The organism is Phycisphaerales bacterium (assembly GCA_020852515.1).
Taxonomy (GTDB): domain Bacteria; phylum Planctomycetota; class Phycisphaerae; order Phycisphaerales; family UBA5793; genus UBA5793.
In genome coordinates, this window is record JADZAS010000002.1 from 311,381 (window position 1) to 329,696 (window position 18,316).

13 protein-coding genes are annotated in these 18,316 nt (G+C 64.2%); 8 read left to right on the forward strand and 5 right to left on the reverse strand.

The window, feature by feature from the left end; genetic code table 11:
- Window positions 1–22 precede the first annotated feature (22 nt).
- Together IT430_01450 and IT430_01455 are read left to right on the forward strand one after the other, a co-directional pair.
- Entirely contained in the window at window positions 23–466 is a 444-nt protein-coding gene (locus IT430_01450; protein ID MCC6906582.1) for a biopolymer transporter ExbD, read from the forward strand.
- A complete protein-coding gene (locus IT430_01455; protein MCC6906583.1) occupies window positions 463–1,023 on the forward strand; it encodes a biopolymer transporter ExbD in 561 nt (186 codons plus the stop codon). The genes IT430_01450 and IT430_01455 overlap by 4 nt, the downstream gene beginning before the upstream one ends.
- A gap of 97 nt (window positions 1,024–1,120) precedes the next feature.
- On the opposite strand, the gene IT430_01460 is transcribed toward IT430_01455, so the two are convergent.
- On the reverse strand, window positions 1,121–3,457 hold the full coding sequence (locus IT430_01460; GenBank protein ID MCC6906584.1) for a sulfatase-like hydrolase/transferase: 2,337 nt from the start codon (window positions 3,455–3,457) through the stop codon (window positions 1,121–1,123).
- Window positions 3,458–3,813: 356 nt separating this feature from the next.
- On the opposite strand from IT430_01460, the gene IT430_01465 reads away from it, so the two are divergent.
- Window positions 3,814–5,181, forward strand: coding sequence for a hypothetical protein (locus tag IT430_01465; protein MCC6906585.1), 1,368 nt, complete (start codon window positions 3,814–3,816; stop codon window positions 5,179–5,181).
- Between the two features lie 5 nt (window positions 5,182–5,186).
- On the opposite strand, the gene IT430_01470 is transcribed toward IT430_01465, so the two are convergent.
- Window positions 5,187–6,935 carry an FG-GAP repeat protein gene (locus IT430_01470; GenBank protein MCC6906586.1) on the reverse strand — a complete coding sequence of 583 codons (1,749 nt, stop codon included), beginning with the start codon at window positions 6,933–6,935 and terminating at the stop codon, window positions 5,187–5,189.
- Window positions 6,936–7,362: 427 nt separating this feature from the next.
- Between IT430_01470 and IT430_01475 the strand changes: the two genes are divergently transcribed.
- On the forward strand, window positions 7,363–8,418 hold the full coding sequence (locus tag IT430_01475; protein ID MCC6906587.1) for a class I fructose-bisphosphate aldolase: 1,056 nt from the start codon (window positions 7,363–7,365) through the stop codon (window positions 8,416–8,418).
- A 33-nt stretch (window positions 8,419–8,451) separates the two neighbouring features.
- On the opposite strand, the gene IT430_01480 is transcribed toward IT430_01475, so the two are convergent.
- Window positions 8,452–10,257, reverse strand: coding sequence for a hypothetical protein (locus IT430_01480; protein ID MCC6906588.1), 1,806 nt, complete (start codon window positions 10,255–10,257; stop codon window positions 8,452–8,454).
- 566 nt (window positions 10,258–10,823) lie between these two features.
- Between IT430_01480 and IT430_01485 the strand changes: the two genes are divergently transcribed.
- Both IT430_01485 and IT430_01490 read left to right on the forward strand, forming a co-directional pair.
- Window positions 10,824–11,459, forward strand: coding sequence for a 5-formyltetrahydrofolate cyclo-ligase (locus IT430_01485; protein ID MCC6906589.1), 636 nt, complete (start codon window positions 10,824–10,826; stop codon window positions 11,457–11,459).
- A 108-nt stretch (window positions 11,460–11,567) separates the two neighbouring features.
- Window positions 11,568–12,887 (forward strand): L,D-transpeptidase family protein, encoded by a 1,320-nt coding sequence (locus tag IT430_01490; GenBank protein ID MCC6906590.1) that lies wholly within the window; start codon window positions 11,568–11,570, stop codon window positions 12,885–12,887.
- A gap of 16 nt (window positions 12,888–12,903) precedes the next feature.
- Here IT430_01490 and IT430_01495 read toward each other — a convergent pair whose 3' ends face one another.
- A complete protein-coding gene (locus IT430_01495; protein ID MCC6906591.1) occupies window positions 12,904–14,175 on the reverse strand; it encodes a hypothetical protein in 1,272 nt (423 codons plus the stop codon).
- A 218-nt stretch (window positions 14,176–14,393) separates the two neighbouring features.
- On the opposite strand from IT430_01495, the gene IT430_01500 reads away from it, so the two are divergent.
- Complete coding sequence (locus tag IT430_01500; GenBank protein ID MCC6906592.1) at window positions 14,394–15,344, forward strand: ATP-binding cassette domain-containing protein; 951 nt, start codon at window positions 14,394–14,396, stop codon at window positions 15,342–15,344.
- Between the two features lie 66 nt (window positions 15,345–15,410).
- Window positions 15,411–16,793 (forward strand): ABC transporter permease, encoded by a 1,383-nt coding sequence (locus tag IT430_01505; GenBank protein MCC6906593.1) that lies wholly within the window; start codon window positions 15,411–15,413, stop codon window positions 16,791–16,793.
- A 79-nt stretch (window positions 16,794–16,872) separates the two neighbouring features.
- On the opposite strand, the gene IT430_01510 is transcribed toward IT430_01505, so the two are convergent.
- Window positions 16,873–18,237: an MFS transporter gene (locus IT430_01510; protein ID MCC6906594.1), complete on the reverse strand. Its 1,365-nt coding sequence runs from the start codon at window positions 18,235–18,237 to the stop codon at window positions 16,873–16,875.
- Window positions 18,238–18,316: the final 79 nt, after the last annotated feature.

Here is an 18,316-nt window from a genome sequence, read left to right on the forward strand (position 1 = left end):
ACCCGGTGCCGCCAAGGTTCGCATGAACCTCACGCCCATGATCGACATGACGTTTCTGTTGATCGTGTTTTTCATTCTGACGTCGCAGATCAGCAACGTGGAAGTGGCCGAGGAGATCGATCTGCCCGAGCCGCACGAATCGGTCGCAGCCGCGCCGGCCGAAGAGCACCGGATGGTGATCAATCTGATTCCCCACGCGTCGGAGCGTTCGCGCGTGGCATCGATGAGGCTGGGCTTTCGCACACTGGCTGCCGACAGCGCCGGCCGCCGAGCGCTGCGCGATGAACTTCTCGCCGCAGTGGCCGCGGACCCGAATCTGAAGGTGGACATCCGGGCCGACCGCCAGGCCGCCTACGGCGAGGTCTACCCGATACTGCGCCTCGCCTCGGCCAGCGGCGCCAGCCGCGTGGACCTCGTGGTGGCGGCCACGCTCGACGGCGCCGGTTCGAAGGAGTCGCAGCCGTGAGCAGTCCCGCCAGCACTGGTCCGGCATCGGTCGAGACGGGCGCTTTGGCAAGCGCGTCTGAGGCGCTGGGCGGCTATCACCGGCCGCTCTCGCGGCGCCACCGCGTCGAGTCGGACCTGCGGCTGAATCTCGTCTCGATGATCGACGTCGTCTTCCTGCTGTTCATGTATTTCCTGCTCACTGCCAATTTCACGCTCGGCGAAGAGGTGTTTCTCATCGACGTGCCGCAGAGCCGGCAGGCCGGCTTCGATGATCCGTTCGAACTGCCCGACCGGCCGCTGAGCGTTCGCATCGCCACGATCGGCCCCGGCGCGAGCGATTGCAGCATTCGGATTGATCTGCCCGGTCTTGAGGCAACGCCGACTTTCGAATCGCTCTACCGCCGCCTCATCGATCACCAGGTGCGGCCGGGCAACCTGACCGGACTGTTCATGCCTGACAATCCGATTCACATCGTGCCCACGGCCGGCACGCGCTGGGAGCACGCCATTGAGGCGCTCAACGCCTGCCTGCGCGCCGGGTACACCAACGTCCGCCTCATTCAGCCGGGCTTATGAGATCCGCCGCCGCATCGGGAGCGACGTAAAAAAGGGGCGCAACCGGCCTGAGCCGGTCGCGCCCCGAGGGTGTTACTTCAGCCGCGAAGGCGATCGATCACGGCTCGGGCCGGCGATCGAGCGTCAGGCGGATGCCCGCAGCGCGCAGGAAGTTCACCTGCTGATCGCCGGGCAGGTTGTTGAGCCGTTCGACCACCAGCGCCACGCCGTTGTTGCTCCGAGGATTGTCGAACCACTCGCGCACCACGTCGAGCAGCGCTTCGCTGTGCCCGAAACTCACCGGCGCCTGCGGCGGCAGCGGTACGGTGCGGATCTTCGGATGCGAAGCCTGCCAGATCACGTGCGGCGGCAGATCGAGCGAGCCGAGCACCGATGATGACCAGTTCGACCACGGGTTGCGATTCCAGGCGCCATTCACCCGGTGCACGGTGATCAGGCCCGTCTCCTGGTCTTCAACGGCGTAGAGCGGGTCGCTGCTCGGCCGGGAGTCTTCCTTGAAGGCGACCACGAGCTGCGCGTCGGTCACGTCATTGATCGTGAAGCCTTCGGGCATCACGCCGTTAACGTTGAACTTGAGGAACGCGCGATACTCCTTGGCGGTGCCGCCCACATCCATATGGCCCAGCGTGAGCGGCCCGTTGACGATTGAATTGCCGCCCGTCAGAACCAGCGTGGCCGAAAGCGGCAGGTCAATGACGCGCACGTCAGGCGAGAACTCGCCGTCATCCAGCAGCACGAGCACTTCGCTCTGCAGGGCGTCGTACGCGTTCTGCTGGCTGCTGTTCATCTGCTGGCCGGCGAGGTTGTTGAGCCGGTCCGGATCGCTGGCGAGGTCGTAGAACTCCTGTTCGCCGGTCAGTTCGCCGTTCTCGACGTAGACGACCAGCACGTACTGCCGCGTCGAGTCGAAGTGCTCAACGGTGTAGCGAGACAGCGTGCCGGGATCGAACGCCACGGACATGGCCGACGGCCAGTAATCGGCGACCTTGTCGCGCATGTCGTAGTAGGCGGTGGCCTGCTGCTGATCCATGCCGGTGGCGACGAGGTTGTTGTTCTCGCTGGGATCGGCCAGCAGGTCGTAGAACTCGTCTTCGGTCATGTCGTCGAGTTGAGCGCCGCCGGAGTTGCAGATCAGCTTGTACTGCTCGCCCACGAAGGCGACGCGCTGGATCTGCTGGTAGTTGCCGTTCTGGAAGATGGCGTCGCCGAGGCTGAGCAGGCTGTACTGCCGGCGAGGCAGCGAGTTGGGCGCGGCCCAGCCGATCGAATCAGCAAAGCTCATGCTCTGTCGCGGGAACGAGCCGTTCGGGTTGTCTCGCACGTTGGCGGGCGCGCCGATGATGTCGCAGATCGTGTCGTAGTAATCCACGTGAATGATCTGCCGCTCGTCGGCGATGGGCGTGTTGAGGTTGCGCGGCACGTTTTCGCCCAGCACAAACGAAGGCACCCGAATTCCACCCTCATAGAGCGAGTTCTTCGACCGCTGCCCGGTTGATGAAACGAGCGGGTCGGTGCCGTTGTCTCCAAGGAAGAAAACGACGGCGTGGCTGTCGGGGTCGTAGAAGTCGTTGGACTGGATCACGCCGAGATTGCGCAGCATGCGGCGGATCACCGTGTCCAGCGCCTCGATGTTCTGCGCGAATCGGGCCGAGTTGGTGTTGCCAAGCGAACCCGTGAGCGGCGTCAGACTCGGATCCACCGCCCACCAGGCGCGGCCGCTGCTGTCGGGGTCGCGGCGGTGCGGCACGATGGTGTGGAAGAACAGGGCGTAGGGCTTGCCCTCGTGCTGGGGCGCGCGGTTGAGCACCGCTTGCTCCGCGAACTGCTGGGCGCGGACGACGTGTTCGTCGCCGACCGCATCGGGATTGTCCTCGTTGAGGAAGGCCGCCCAGTCGTAGAAAACGTCGAAGCCTTGCTGCGTCGGCAGTTCGCCGCGCGATGCGTCGTAGCCGACGTGCCACTTGTCGATGAGCACGGTGTAGTAGCCGCTGTCACGAAGCACTTCGGCGATCGTGCGCTCCTGGTTCTGCATGGAGAGCAGGTAGACGTCTTCGGGCAGTTCGTTGGTGTCGAGTTCGGCATCGCTCACCAGCGGCGGCGGCGTCATGCCGCCCGTGGCCCAGCGGCCGATCACGCCCGGCACGCCCGCCTCCAGCGCGCTGCGGCCGGTCAAGAGCGCGGCCCGCGTCGGCGAGCAGTTCGGATTCACGCGGCAGTTCGTGAACGAAACGCCCTGCTCGGCCAGGCGCCGCAGCGTGGGCGTGGCGATGTTGGACTGCGGCTGCCAATAGGGTCCCTCGACCGCGTCCACTCCCTGGTCGTCGGTGAGAATGAAGATGATGTTCGGGCGGTTTTGTGCCAGCGATGCCGAAGCGAACAGCGCGACGGCGAGTGCCGAGCAACAACTCCGCACCGGTCCGAATGCGGGAAGCATCACAAATCTCCTTCGTAGAACAGAGGCGAAATGACGACGTGGCCTGATCGTGAGCCACCGCGACTCACCTGTCACGCCGCCCCCCGGGAAGGCTGTGCCCAGTTCAAGATAACGAATGCTCCGATAAAACGCAAGCGGTAAGATGGGAAAAATGTACAAAAACCAGAATTCTCCCCCCAAAGCTTGTCGCGGTCCGCTACCCGGCCCGGGTAATCGGCCGTCCGAGTCCTGAATCGGCACTCCTGCCGAGCACCCGTCAGACACGACAGTCGCCCCGCGGCGCGATACCCTTGATAAAGAGCAGTGCCTCGCCGCGCGCCTAGAACCTGCCGCCGGCGAGCCGGGGAGGGGTCGCCATGAATCGTCGTTGGCTCAAGGTCGTCGGCGTTTCGATTTTCCCGGCGCTGTGCATGCCGCCCGCCTTGGCGCAGCCGCCCGAAGTCATCGGCTACGAAGCCACGATCGTGCCCACGTTCGAGGGCCACCGCTCGAGCAGCGCCAGCGGCCTGGATGAATTGGCGCGGATCATCGGCCGCTCGACACCGTTCAGCGGCGCTTCGACTCCGCTGGCCTGGGTGGACGGCCAGATCTTCGCCGTGCCGGCGCCGCCGAATCACCATGGCGCTGTCGTCAACGGCATCAGCCCGACCACCGGCATCATCGTCGGGTACGCACTCGCGGACGCCAACTCGCTCGAGCAGGCCACGGCGTGGCGAATCGGCTCGGGCATTCATGTCCTTTCCAATCTGCCCGACACGATCGCCGGCATCGCCATGGCCGTGGAGGACACGCCATGGCCGATGACGCGCATCGTCGGACGCTGCGCGGCGTTCGGCCCGGACTATGCATCGCTGTGGGTCAACGAGCATGTCATCGACATCGGCGGGATCTCCAGCGCCGCCAACGACGTGAACGCGGCGGACCAGATCGTCGGTTCGTGGCGCAACGAACTGGGCGCCTATCGGCCGGTCCTGTGGCAGAACTCGCAGCGCATCGACCTTGGGGGCGAGCCGCTCAACGCGTCCGGCGACGCCTATTCAATCAATGGCCTGGGCGAGATCGTCGGTCATCTCTCGGGAGTCGGGCCCGTGCTCTGGCGCGACGGGCAGCGCATCGCTCTGCCAGCGCCCAGTCCATGCTGGACGATTCCGCATGCGATCAATGACGACGGCCTGATTGTCGGCGAGTACAACATCGATTCCCAATGCCGGGCCGGCTACGAGCACGCCCTGCTCTGGACCCTCGACCAGGGTCAGTACATCGCGAGCGATCTGAACGAACTCAATGCGCTGCATCCCGAGATCGAGCTGACGCAGGCGTGGGACATCAACTCCGGCGGCCAGATCGCCGCAGTGGGCAAACTCACTGACGGCAACCGGCGCGGCGTGCTGCTTACGCCGTATCACTTCACCCTCGACGCGCCCTCGCCGGGTATTGCGGGCCAATGGAACATGATCCTGGCCACCGGCGCCGAGCCGGGCGCCACGATCGTACTCGTCTGGGGAAATTCGGAAGGAGCGCGGCCCATCAATCGCGGCTGCGGCGGCGCGCCGATCCTGATCCGCAGTCCGAAGATCGCCGGCATGATGCGCGCCGACGCCCAGGGCAGCGCGGAGTTTCGGATCATGGTGCCATCGCAGGCCAGCGGCCTGAATGTGCGCTTTCAGGCGCTCAGTGCGTCGCACTGCCAGGTCAGTCACGTTGTAGCGCACACCTTCGACTGAGACGCCTACGGCTCAACGAGCGGCGAGATGGTGTTTGACATTACCGATGCGCTGCCGCGAGAGCCGCGGCGAATGACCGCCTGAAAGTGAAGGGTGCGTCCTGCCGCTCCGGGCGGTACCTGCAGTTCAAAAACTGCGTTGCCATCTGCGTCGGTCCATCGCGCCGCCTGTTCGGTCACGGGCGGAAGGAGACTGAGTTGCAGCCCGCCCAACTGGGACACTTGGGGTCCTTCGCCCACTCCCTGAAGACTCATCAGCAAGTGAACGAATTCGTCCGCTTCCGCGCCAGTCGCGGTAATCACCGCGCCCGAGCCGGCGACAAAGCTCGTATGCGTCAGATAGACCGGGCTGCCGAAGAAGACATACGCGCGGCCGGCGTCGGGTCCACCGGCATCGTTGTAGACCGCGCCGACCGTGATGTCGGCGAAGCCGTCTCCGTTCATGTCCCCGGCCTTGTTGATTGAATACCCGAACTGGTCGCCCGTGGCTTCACCGGTCAGGCGAAGCAGCAGCTTTCCGGTGCGCCCAGAGAAAACGTAAGCGCGTCCGATCTCTGAGCCACCCTCGGTCGTCACGAACGGCGATCCGATGGCAAAATCGTTGAATCCGTCCCGGTTGAGATCGCCCACACCGTGCACGACTCGGCCGAGCCGGTCATTGGCGAGGTCGCCATCGTATCGATAGAGAAGTTCCCGCGATGCGCCTGAATAGATGAAAATGCTGCCCGAATCGATTCCGTTGGCATCCGCGTAGGTCGCGCTCATGGCGATCTCAGGCACGTCATCGCCGTTGATATCTTCGAGGAATTTGACACGGTGGCCGAGTTGGTCGCCGGCCCGCTCGCCGTCGAATGCGCGGATCAGCGACCCATCCAGACCCGAATAGAGGTAGACGCGACCGGCGTTCCGCTTCGCTGGAGAATAATGCAGAGAGCCAATAAGCACGTCTGTGCGGCCATCCCCATCGACGTCGAATTCGCCCGCGACGCGCTCGCCGAGCGCATCGCCCGCATTCTCACCGACGTAGGAGCGAATGAGTTCGCCCGTCCGTCCCGAGAAGAGATAGACCTTGCCGGCGCCGGGACCACCTTCGGCGTTGCCAGGCGCGCCAATGGCGACGTCCGGCCGACCGTCGCCGTCCACATCACCCACCGGCGAAGCGCGAAAGCCGAAAAGATCGCCAGCCGCTTCGCCGATCCACTCGTGGATCAGCGCTCCTGAGCGGCCGTCGTAAAGATAAGCTGCGCCGGAATCGACGCCGGGGCCGTCGTAGGTCTGGCTGCTGATGATCACATCGTTAACGCCATCGCCGTTGGTATCTCCCGCGTTGCTGAGATCCCATCCAAAGAAGCTGTCCTCCTGCGTGCCCGTCCAGACGTGCAGCACCTCGCCAGTGCGACCCGAGAAGGCATAGCAGCGCCCCGTGTTATTGTCGTGCTGGTAGGCCCCAAGCAGGACATCGGCTCGGCCATCGCCATCGAGATCGCCGATGCGATCGAGCCGGTGACCCAGCTCGTCGTCGTTTCCTTCGCCATGGAAAACCAGCAGCGGCTCGCTGGTCGCGCCCGAGTACACCGTGCAGCGGCCGTTGTGATAGAGGCCCTCCGTGCTGTCGAAGCGCGCTGCGATCAGCACATCCTCAACGGTGTCGCCGTCGCAATCACCGATCGCCAGGGCCCGGGCCCCAAACCACGTCAGCTCGCCCTCGCCGGTGAACGTGCGCTCGGCGCTTTCCGCGCCCCGATCGGGAGGCATGGCCGCTGCGGATGACCCCAGTGCCGCAGCCAAGACCGCCAGGCGCATTAAAACCCATCGGTTTGCAGCCATTGCTCGAACCCCCTCGTTGGTTCAGTCCAGCCACGGACTCGGCGGAATAGTCCCGCCCGACGTTCCCCGCCTCGATCCAGCCCCGGCAGAGCCTCAGCGGAGGTCGAGGGCGTGCGGAACGCGACCACACAATACCTCGTTTTCCCTGAGTTTGCAACGGCCATCTGAGAAAACACCTCATTCTGAACTCGTCAAATCCCCGCCATAGCCGCCAACTTTCCAGCCGCCGTCACCTCGGGTGTCTGAGGCCCGGCCCATCGTCCTCGGGCTGGCGACAGCGGGCATCCTCGGTACAATGCTCGCCGTCGGTTCCCGGGCTCTCGCCCGCACGCGCCGGAAACGTAAGGAGACCATCATGTCCGCTGTCAAAGAGCACCTGTCCGGCGAAGACCAGTCGCTGCTTTCCTATCGCTGCAAGGGCATCAGCGCCGAGCATCTGCACCTGCCCGGGCCCGACTTTGTCGATCGCGTGCTCGCGGCTTCGGATCGCAATCCCGCGGTTCTGCGCAACTACCAGACGATCCTCAACCACGGCCGGCTCGGCGGCAGCGGATTTGTCTCCATCCTCCCGGTCGATCAGGGCATCGAGCACACCGCCGGCGCTTCGTTCGCCCCCAACCCGATCTACTTCGATCCGGAGAACATTGTCCGGTTAGCCATCGAGGGCGGATGCAACGCGGTGGCTTCGACCTTCGGCGTGCTCGGATCGGTGGCTCGCAAATACGCGCACAAGATCCCCTTCCTCGTCAAACTGAATCACAACCAGTTGATGTCGTACCCGAACACCTACGACCAGATCTCGTTCGGATCGGTGCGCCTGGCATACGAGATGGGCGCGGTCGCAGTCGGCGCCACGATCTACTTCGGCTCGGAGGAATCGAACCGCCAGATCCAGGAAGTCACCGAGTGGTTTGAGGAAGCGCACGCGCTGGGCATGGTTACGGTGCTGTGGTGCTACCTGCGCAACAGCGCCTTCAAGGTCGATGGCAAGGACTACCACGTCTCGGCCGACGGCACCGGGCAGGCGAATCACCTGGGCGTAACCATCCAGGCGGACATCATCAAGCAGAAGCAGGCGGAGAACAACGGCATCTTCAACGCCATCAAGTTCGCCAAGACCAACAAGAAGGTCTACGACGAACTCACGCCCGGCGATCATCCCATCGAACTCTGCCGCTACCAGGTCGCCAACTGCTTCATGGGGCGCTCGGGCCTGATCAACTCCGGCGGCGAGAGCAAGGGCGGCAGCGATTTTGCCGACGCCGTGCGCACCGCCGTCATCAACAAACGCGCGGGCGGCATGGGCCTGATCTCAGGCCGCAAAGCCTTCCAGCGCCCCATGAGCGAAGGCGTGAAACTCCTCAACGCAATCCAGGATGTGTATCTCGACAAGGCCGTGACGATCGCGTAGGCGCGTGCGCCCCGGGCAAGCGGCGCTGTGCGATCACTTGGGCTGCTGTCCGTAGCCGCCGATCTGGCGGTGGATGTAGTCGGGCGCCACGACGATGACCACGTCCCCCCAGTAGCGGACGATCGCCGGTTTGTAGTGGGCCACGAACTGCCTGCCGGCGCCAATGGGCACGTTGCTCGTCACCGCCGGCCGGGCGGGATCGGCATTCGCCGGCCGCAGGTTCTTGTTGTAACCCTCGAGGAACGCGCTCTCCTCTTGGTCAGGGTCCTGCCCCCAGTCCCACGCCTCCGGTTCGACGGCCCCCACCACCGTCTCGACGAAGTCGAGCCCGAGCGCCTCCGACGGCGTGCGCCCCACCGCTTCAGCGCCTCCTCCGCCGAGATTCGGCGCGTCCCACATGAGATCGCGAATGTTGTACACGCGCAGGTCGCGAGCCGCATCGACTGACAGGCTCTCCTTCGTTCCAACTTCGACAAACCCTGGCCGGATCTGCCAGGTGCAGTCGAAGCCCGCCTGCTGGCTGCACTGGCTCACGAGCGATTCGATCACGAGGCGCAGGCTCATGCGATCGTGGCTGAAGGTGATCGGCGCATCGGCCGGCATTCCCCATGGCGCCCCGTCCTCCGTGAAGCGAGCGATGATCGGCACGCCGGAATCGCGGCTCAGTTGCGCAAACGCCTCGCGGGCGGGCACAGCGCTCAACGTCACCGGCACGATGCGCGACTCGATCGCCTTCGCCAGCCGCGTTCGAACCTCTTCGATGCTGCTCATTCCGCTGAACAGGATGCCTCGTTCTGCATCGTCTTCATGTTCAATCTGCTGAACGGGAACCGGGTCGGGCAGTCCGCCGGAGCGCATCGCCGCGCCAGGAGCAGTATCGACGCGAATGAGGCGGATGAAGTTGGTTTCGCCGTCGGCGTCCGGCGGCGACGACGACGACCACGACGCTTCGATCGTTCCGCGGTCAGGCGCGATTGGTCTGGGGTAGCCGCCCATGGCGCGGTGCATGAAGTCGGGGGCCGCGACAGTCAGGATGCCATCTTTCAGCATGCGCATCTGCGCGATGCAGTGTTCGTTCTCGGCCTCCGTGTGCATGCGATAGCGTCGATCGGCCGGGAGAACGTTCCTGAGTTGATCGCCGAAGTCCCAGTTGCCTGGTTCGATGAGATCGACAAAGCCGCGCACCAAGGCGCGCTGGATCTCACCGCGGCTCTGCCGGATCTCGCCCGCACCCCCGCGGTATTGCGCTTTCATGTGTCCGTCATACAACGCAGCGGCCCGATGTGAATGCGTATTGAACGCATCGGTGTTCGGCAACGGCCTTCGACCGCCTACCGGATCGGGCGCTTGAAAGTACGGCTTGCTCGCCAGGAGATCGCTCAGGTCGTAGAGGCGCTGCTCGCGCGAGCCTCGCGTCGAGAGCCGCGATTTGGTGCCGACTTCGATGACTCCGGGACCGATCTGCCATGTGAGCGCATCGGCAAACGCAGCCTGCGCGACGATCATCTCCAGCGCCAGAGCGGCGCTCACATCGCGCGCTTCGAGCGTGATGCGCGTGTCCGGGCGGTCCGGCTCGCCGAAGGCTTCATCCGACCAGTAGTCAACCACCGTCCAGCCGATCGCATCGCCGAGCATCATGAACGCTTCGTGCGAGGGCTGGTCATGCAGACTTACATCCACCCGGGTGAACAGCAACGCGCCGAGAATCTGTCCCTTGATCTGATCATCCGGCGGATCAGCGGCGCTGGCGCTTGAAGGGTGAATTGTCATCAGACCGATCAGCAGCAGGATCAGGACCCGCGTCAGCCCGCAACGGCGAAGGTGAGTCTGAATCATCATCGCTCCATCCGAGAGTGGGGTTGCACCTCTGGACGCAGCGATGGCTTCGCTCTGTCGAAAACCTGCGGTCGGCGTTGCCTTCTTTCCCGACCGGGACCGCCGGCTTGGTGATCGCCTTGTCAACTGGTGAGGCAGTGGAGACTCTGGTCGGATCCAGAAAGTCATCGTTCGCGGCCCGACTGTCCTGACCGCGAACGAGCGATGGACTTGCCATTGACGAGGCGGCATTCGCCCGCGCTATCTCACCGTGCCGAGTGGCTCACTTTGACCCTCGCGATGCACGCGCCGGGCGGGCAGCAAATTGGCGCAAAGTGACCGGGCTACGCGACAAAGCGGCGGTGGGTGCTCGGGAATTTGCCTGACAGCGCGGTTAAATCCGGCCGAAATGGACGAGTTTCGCAACCACGCCGGCGCCAGGTGCGAAAGATCAATTCGTGCAGAAACGCGACAATCCTGCCCGAAATGATTCAACCCGGCGGGCCAACGCCCGATCTTCAGAGGGTGGGCTCGGCGCTTTACTCGCCGAGTCGGATCAGCCGAGCCGGTTTACCGACCTGATGGCGGACATGGAGACCAGGCGCATGGGCGGTCAGGATCGCAGCCTTCTGCAGGCCAAGCAGGCGATGCGGAACGAGATGAAGGCCCGGCTCGCCGCCTACGACCCGCCGGCCCTGTACAGTCTTTCGATCCAGGCGTGCGAGAACCTCGTCTCCTCCGAGGCGTTTCAGCACGCCCGCACCATTATGATGTACGCCTCCCTGCCGCAGGAGGTCGATGTCTCGCACATCGCCCTGCGGTGTTATCAGGACAATCGCACCGTCTGCCTGCCCAAAATCGACTGGGACCACCACCGCATGTGGCCGGTTCCGGTCAACAGTTTCGACGATCGTTCTCTGGTGGAAGACCGCTATGGCCTGCGCTGCCCGGAGCGCGGCTGCCCGATGCCCGTCGAGATGATCGACCTGGTCATTGTGCCGGGAGTGGCGTTTGACACAGACGGCCACCGGCTCGGCCGCGGGGGCGGGTATTACGACCGCTTTCTGGGCCAGAGCGGCTTCATCGGCCGATGTATAGGGCTGTGCTTTGACTGCCAGATCGTCGACGCCGTTCCCCGCGCCGGTCACGACATCGTCATGGACCTTGTCGCGACCGATCGGCGGCTGATCTCCGTCGACCCGGCGGTCCGAGGACATCGGTCCTGAGCCGCGCTCGCCGCCTCCCGCACCGGATCTGCTGAATCGGCGGCCGTGCGACGCCCGCGGCGACGTACCATCCAACTTCAGACCCGCCCCAGACAGACGGAGCCTCCCATGGTTCTCGCCTCCCAGATGGCACGCCCCGGCACGACCCGATCCAACATGTACGCGCGCGGCGGCGCGCGGCGAAACCGCCTCATCGCCGTCGGCGGCGGCGGCCTCGTGCTGCTGCTCGCGGCGTGGTGGCTCTGGCCCAATTCATCCTCCGGCGCCGAAAGCGGCGGCGGCGTTGAGACTCAAGAGGCGGGACTCGCCAGCGGCGGTCACGACGGCAAGCCCGCCACAGGCGAACCAGACACACACCTTGCCAGCCAGTCGCAACCCGAGCGCCAGCAGCCCCGCATTCGCAACGAGCAGCGCGAACTCGAGCCCATGCTGCCTCAGGGCATCGACCCTGGAGATGCGCCCGTCGAGTCGCCCGAGGAAGATGCGCGCGAGGCCGCAAAGGCCGGCGCGCCGCCGCTGACGATGGGTGAAGCACCACGACAGAACAACGCCCAGGCAGACTCACCTGTCGTTTCGACGCAGAAAGAAAGTCCGGCGGCGAGTCCAGCGAAGGAAACGCCGGCGCCAAGCCCGTCCTTCGTACCCAACGACACCGACGCCGCCGTAGCCGCGCTGCTCGAGCGGGCCGACCGCGAGATCACCGCCGGCCAACTCGTGCAGGGCCGAGCCACGCTCAACGAAGCGCTCACTCACCCGCGCGTCGGCATCGCCGCCGAGCAGATCCGCACGCGCCTGGCTGAACTCAACGCCCTGATGGTGTTCGGCAAGACGGTGACCAAAGGCGATCCTTTTGCAGGCACGCACGTCATCAAGTCCGGCGACCGGCTCGTGTTCATCGCGCGCAACCACTCCATCGACTACCGATTCCTCGCGCACATCAACGGCATGAGCAATCCGGACCAGATTCGACTCGGCCAGAATCTCAAGGTGATCCACGGCCCGTTCCACGTTGAAATCGACAAGAGCGACTACCGACTCGACGTGTACCTCGGCGAAGCCGGCTCGACGCAGCGCACTTACGTCCGCTCGTTCTTCATCGGCCTGGGCGAACTCGGCTCGACTCCCACGGGCCAGTTCCGCGTGCGGCCCAACAGCAAACTTGAGAACCCCGCGTGGACCAACCCGCGCACGGGCGAGCACTACACCGCCAACGACCCCAAGAATCCCATCGGCGACTACTGGATCGGCCTCGAAGGCACCGACGAGCAGACGAAGCTGCTCGACGGCTACGGCATCCACGGCACCATCGATCCGACCTCCATCGGCCGCCAGATGAGCATGGGCTGCGTGCGCCTCTATGACGACGACATCAAGCTGCTCTACGGCATGCTCGTACCTGAGAAGAGCACGGTGGTAATCCGCGATTAGCGCGGCTCGAGTCGACTCAGTTGCGATACCACACTCTGAAATGCTCCTCGACGGAGATCTCGTCGCAGGGGATCGTCACTTCGCCGGCCCAGTAGGAATCAGCGCTGGCAATGCGCAGGGCCCGCTGTGCGCTGCCGCGGATGCGCAGCGCGTACCGTTCCGGCTCCGCCTTCAGGTCGTCGTACGCCAGGGAGCCGAGGACGATCAGATCGTCCTCACGCCGAAAGGCAAACGCGGCTGAGTGACCATCTGCGAGTTTCTCCGCGATGACTTCACCATCGCGAAGCACATCCACCTCCACGGCGATCGCCATCCCGCGCGTGCGCTCATCGTCGATGAACGAGAGGTCGAGATTCAGCCATGACCGGCGATCGTCGTCTTCCTGCAGACAACAGATCTGCGGCTTCATGTGCGCCGCGACCAACGAGTCGATCTCGGGTGTGGAAACGGGCGTGATTGCCTCCTCTACCGTTCTCACAAAAGTCATCGGTATTGAAACACGGATGCGGTTGCCCCGGCTCGCCATACCGGGCCCTTGCATCACATACTCCAAATGATACCGACCCGGGTGCACACCTTGGACAGGTGCGAGTCCGGCTTCTCCGTAGGAAACTATGCTCCCGCTGCCTGTCTGCGAGATCGTGCTGGCCAGGTTGCTTGACACAACACTGCCAGCCTCATCGATGATCGAGGGCGCGAAAGAGTCCGCACCTCCAAACCACCCGACCAGTCGCACGCCCACCTCCAGCGGAACATCGACCGGCCAGCGATCGCGCGCCCAGACGAGCTCGGCTCGGGTCAGAAGCGTCTGCCACTCACCTCTTGAGAACGCCTCACCCGAGGCAATGCGCCGCTCAACTTCGCCGATCACGGGGTGTGGCACCATGCTCCAGCCTTCCGGCCGGTCCAGCCTGGTGTATTCCTGTTCAGGCGGCGGGGTGAAGTGAACAAGAATCGGCGTGGGCACACCCGCAAGCCAGCCGTGTTCGTAGATCGCCCGGGCGTAGTTCCAGAGGTAGACGCCGAGCCAGGCGAGCGCGAGGAAGGCGACGCCGCGCCAACGCCTCCGCCACTTGTGCAGTTGCCGCTCGCACGTGGCGGTGTAGCCGCACTCGCTGCACGTCAAGCCCGGTGAATGCGAGAGATCATACCAGCATTTCGGGCATCGCCGGCTGCGCGCAAACCGCCGCAACAGACCATCACCAAACAGGCAAGCCGCGAGAGCAGCAACGGTCGCGCCGAGCGCGATCCAACTGAGCCAGAACCAGAGCGAGTCGTTCTGAGCCATGCCTGAAGTGTACCGGCGCGGCCGGCCGCACGAGCCGTTCGAACAGCATCCGGCAGGTCGATTTCGCAGATGTTGCTCTCGCGTTGCGCTGGGGCCAGAATGTCCCCGGGTACTGCCGGATGGGACACGCCAAGGCAACGGTTCGCCGGTATACCCTATCAGTCCCACGCCGCGCGACCCGCGCGGCGGGTGTGAGAGTCCTGCAAGGAGCGATCCCATTGGATGCAGCCATTGACATTCGCGGCGTAACCAAGACCTTTGGCGAGAAGGTCGCGGTGGATGACCTCGACCTGGTGGTGCCCACGGGAAGCCTGTGCGGATTCCTCGGGCCCAACGGCGCCGGAAAGTCCACCACCATCCGCATGATCATGTCGATCTATTTCCCCGACAAGGGCGAGATTTCCGTGCTGGGCAGGAAGTCGGCCGTCGAGAGCAAGGACCGCATCGGCTACCTGCCCGAAGAGCGCGGCATCTACCGCAAGATGCGCGTTGGCGAGTTTCTCATCTACATGGCGCGTCTCAAGGGCGTGGACAAGGCTGAGGCGCGCAAGCGGGCCGCCGAGTGGCTCGAGCGCGTGGCCCTGCCGGACGTGATCAGGAAGAGGTGCGAGGAACTGAGCAAGGGCATGCAGCAGAAGGTGCAGATCGTCGCCGCGCTCATCCACGACCCCGAACTCATCATTCTCGATGAGCCGTTTTCGGGACTCGATCCCGTCAACTCGATGCTGCTCCAGCGGCTCATTCACGACCTCAACGATCAGGGCCGGACGATCATCTTCTCGACGCACGTGCTCTTCCAGGCCGAGCAGATCTGCAATCGCATCTTCCTGATCCACCGCGGTCGCAAGGTGCTCGACGACACGATGGAGGGCATCCGCCAGCGCTTCGATCCGCGCACGATCCTGCTCCGCACGCGAGGCGAGCACAACGGCTTTGATCCGCGCGTCGTCTCGGGCGTGCGCAAGGTCGAGGAGCGCAAGGGCGATCTGGAGGTCTACCTCGATGAAGACACCGATCCGATCGAGACGATGCGGCAGATGATGAACCTCGCCGACCTCGAGAAGATCGAACTCCGCAAGCCGACGCTGGAAGATGTGTTCGTGCGGCTGGTGGAAGATGCGCGGATTTCCGAGAGCGGCGAGGTCGAAATCGTCGAGCACGCCCACTGAGTTCCAGATGCACCACTGCGCACGGCGGGTCGCCCCCTCGTCGCGCTGTTCCGGAAGGCCTTCCACATGAATGCACAGAAGACACTGCTGGTTGCCCAGCGCGAATACAAATCCACCGTGATGACCAAGGCGTTCATCTTCGGCGCCATCGTCTTCCCGATCATCATCTGGACTGCGGCGATCCTGATTCCGGCTCTTGTTCGCACCGAAACGCCTCAACTCGCGGGCACAGTCGCGATCATGGATGGAACGGGCGTCGTATCCGACTCCTTCAAGCACGCGCTCAACCCTGACACGATTGAGGCGCAGGTGCAACTCGCTTCGGGCGAGAACCTTGACGAGCGGGCACAAAAGGCTCTTGAGCAACTGGGGGCCCAGAATAACCCGGTTGCCGTGGCCGCGGCGAAGCGGCAGATCGAGCGGTTTCTCAAGCAGCCCGTCCCCGCCCTCCAGTACATCGACCTGCGTCCAGAGGAAGAGAACGAAGAACAGTTGCGCCAGGACGTGCTCTCTGGGAAGCTCATCGCGTGGATCCACATCGATGAGCGCGCCTTGGATCCGCTGGCCCAAGATACGGTCTCGATGCTCACTTCCAGCAGCATGCATTCGGACAATTCCGAGCGGCTCTCGTCGGTCCTGGCCCAGAGCATCATCAACGAGCGCTTTGCGCAGATGGGCATGGACGTGCAGAGCGTAGTGGTGAATCTGATTCCGCCGCGCGTCGCCACGATGAAAGCCAAGTCGGAGGGCAACGTGAAGTCGAGCGAGATCGCCGACATCTTCGTGCCCATGGGATTCATGATGCTGCTTTGGATCAGCACGTTCACCGGCGGGCAATACCTGCTGACATCGACGGTCGAGGAGAAGACCAACAAGATCATCGAGGTCGTGCTCAGCGGCACCTCGCCGATGCAGCTGATGACGGGCAAGATTCTCGGCCAGGGGGCCGTGGCGCTCACGATGCTGCTGCTTTACGCGGGCATGGCAATCGTCGGCCTGCAGCGCACGGGCTACGGCTATCTCGTGGACTGGAGCGCGGTGGCGGTGATCTTCCCGTACTTCATCATGGCGTTCTTCTTCATCGCGTGCATGATGGCGGCCATCGGATCCGCCGTGAACGAGATGCGCGAGGCGCAGGCACTGATGGGACCGGTGATGATGATCGTCATGCTGCCCCTGCTCGCCTGGATGCCCATCGTGCGCGGGCCCAATGACACCTTCGCGACGATCGCCAGTTTCATCCCGCCGATGACGCCGTTCGTCATGGCGCTCCGGCTCGGGACGAATCAGCCGATACCGGTGTGGCAGACGGTCGCGACCATGATCATCGGCTTTGCCGCGGTCTTCGTGTTCATCTGGATGACGGCCAAGATCTTCCGCATCGGCATCCTCATGCACGGCAAGGCGCCCAACTTCATGACGCTGCTGCGCTGGGTGCGCATGGCGTAAAGCCGGACTGCGCACAGCGATGAAGGCGCTCTCTCGGCTACATCAGGTTCTCGATTGCCCGGCGCCAGGCGCGCGAGGGTCAGGCAGAGGGCGACTCATCCTCCACCACCACCGTCTCGGCGCCGGCGGCGTGGAAACTGCGCGTCATCACCCGCAGCCGCCAGTACATCACAACCGCGCTGACGGCGCTGAAGCCGGCGCAGATGAGAAACGCGCGGTTGGCCGCCATGTCCAGCGGCCGCCGCGCCAGCCACACGATCCCCGCGCCGATGCTCATGAAGATGGATGACATCGCGTTTGCGGCGGCGAGGTAGCGGCCGCGCGAGGCGTCGGGCGACAACTGCTGCAGGAGCGCCTGCAGCGGCACAAGATAGAGACCGGCCGAGATTCCCGCCCCGCCAAGGAAGAACGCCACGTTTCGCGTGTTCGGGGGCACGACGCCCAGCAGCACCAGAAACAGCGTGAGGCCCGCCGCCCCCACCGGCACAAGGCGCGGTTCAATGTGATCGCCCGAGAGCAGACCCGCCAGTGCGCTGCCCACGCCGATCGACACCGCGAGCACACCAAGCAGATATGAAGCTTCGGTGTAGGAGACGTCGAGCAGCCCCTTGTACTCGGGAACGAGCAGGATCGCCATCATCCCGATGAGATAGAAGTAGGACCACGAGATAGCCACGAGCAGAATCGGCCCGCGGCCCATCTCGCGGATCGACTCCCAGTACGTCCTGAACGGGTTGAGATCGAAGCGCAGCTTCTCGTTCTGCGATTTGAGTCGGGGCAGGAAGAGCACGGCGACCACGCCCGCCGCGGCGAAGGCCACCATCACGACGAACGGCAGCCAGTGAACGGCGTCCGGCGGCGTCCCGTCTGCGAGCGGCTTGGGGTAAAAACGGTCGCTGACCGGCCCGGCGATCATCGTGCCGACAATGATCGCGATGTTGGTGAGCATGTTGATCATGCCGTTGGCGCGGCTGAGCTCGGTGGACCTCACGAGTTCGGGGATCATGCCGTATTTGGCAGGGCTGAAAAGCGTGCTCTGAATCGACATCGCGATGAACGCGAAGAGCGTGACGTAGAGTTCGCCCATCCACAGGCCGATGCCGGCGATGGCCACGATGGGGATCTCGGCGATCTTCATCCACACGGCTACGCGCTGCTTGCTGATGCGGTCGTTGAGTTGCCCGGCGTACCCCGAGAGGAGCACGAAAGGCAGCGTCAGGCACCAGGCGATGATCGACTGGCCGCCGGCGCCGAGCTGGTCCTTCCAGAGACCCTCGGTGACCATGAAGATGAGGACCTGCTTGAGGATGTTGTCGTTGGCGGCGCCGAGGGACTGCGTGACCAGCAGCGATGAGAACCCCTGGCCGAGCAGATTCCGACCGTTGCGGACCTTGCGCCCGGAGCGCGAGGAGTGTGCCTGAGAATGATCGCCACGTCCACCCATGTCGGCGTGAGGGTATGGGGGTCGCTCGCTTCAGGCGCGAACGTGCACAAGGCAACCCGGCAAGGAAACCGCGGCGGCG

What these genes read in the sequence shown, in the direction of transcription:
- IT430_01485 (MCC6906589.1), top strand. Translation starts at nt 10,824, where the DNA reads ATGGAGACCAGGCGCATGGGCGGTCAGGATCGCAGCCTTCTGCAGGCC.
- IT430_01495 (MCC6906591.1), bottom strand. Translation starts at nt 14,175, where the DNA reads ATGGCTCAGAACGACTCGCTCTGGTTCTGGCTCAGTTGGATCGCGCTC.
- IT430_01490 (MCC6906590.1), top strand. Translation starts at nt 11,568, where the DNA reads ATGGTTCTCGCCTCCCAGATGGCACGCCCCGGCACGACCCGATCCAAC.
- IT430_01480 (MCC6906588.1), bottom strand. Translation starts at nt 10,257, where the DNA reads ATGATGATTCAGACTCACCTTCGCCGTTGCGGGCTGACGCGGGTCCTG.
- IT430_01465 (MCC6906585.1), top strand. Translation starts at nt 3,814, where the DNA reads ATGAATCGTCGTTGGCTCAAGGTCGTCGGCGTTTCGATTTTCCCGGCG.
- IT430_01470 (MCC6906586.1), bottom strand. Translation starts at nt 6,935, where the DNA reads ATGCCTCCCGATCGGGGCGCGGAAAGCGCCGAGCGCACGTTCACCGGC.
- IT430_01510 (MCC6906594.1), bottom strand. Translation starts at nt 18,237, where the DNA reads ATGGGTGGACGTGGCGATCATTCTCAGGCACACTCCTCGCGCTCCGGG.
- IT430_01460 (MCC6906584.1), bottom strand. Translation starts at nt 3,457, where the DNA reads ATGCTTCCCGCATTCGGACCGGTGCGGAGTTGTTGCTCGGCACTCGCC.
- IT430_01450 (MCC6906582.1), top strand. Translation starts at nt 23, where the DNA reads ATGAACCTCACGCCCATGATCGACATGACGTTTCTGTTGATCGTGTTT.
- IT430_01475 (MCC6906587.1), top strand. Translation starts at nt 7,363, where the DNA reads ATGTCCGCTGTCAAAGAGCACCTGTCCGGCGAAGACCAGTCGCTGCTT.
- IT430_01505 (MCC6906593.1), top strand. Translation starts at nt 15,411, where the DNA reads ATGAATGCACAGAAGACACTGCTGGTTGCCCAGCGCGAATACAAATCC.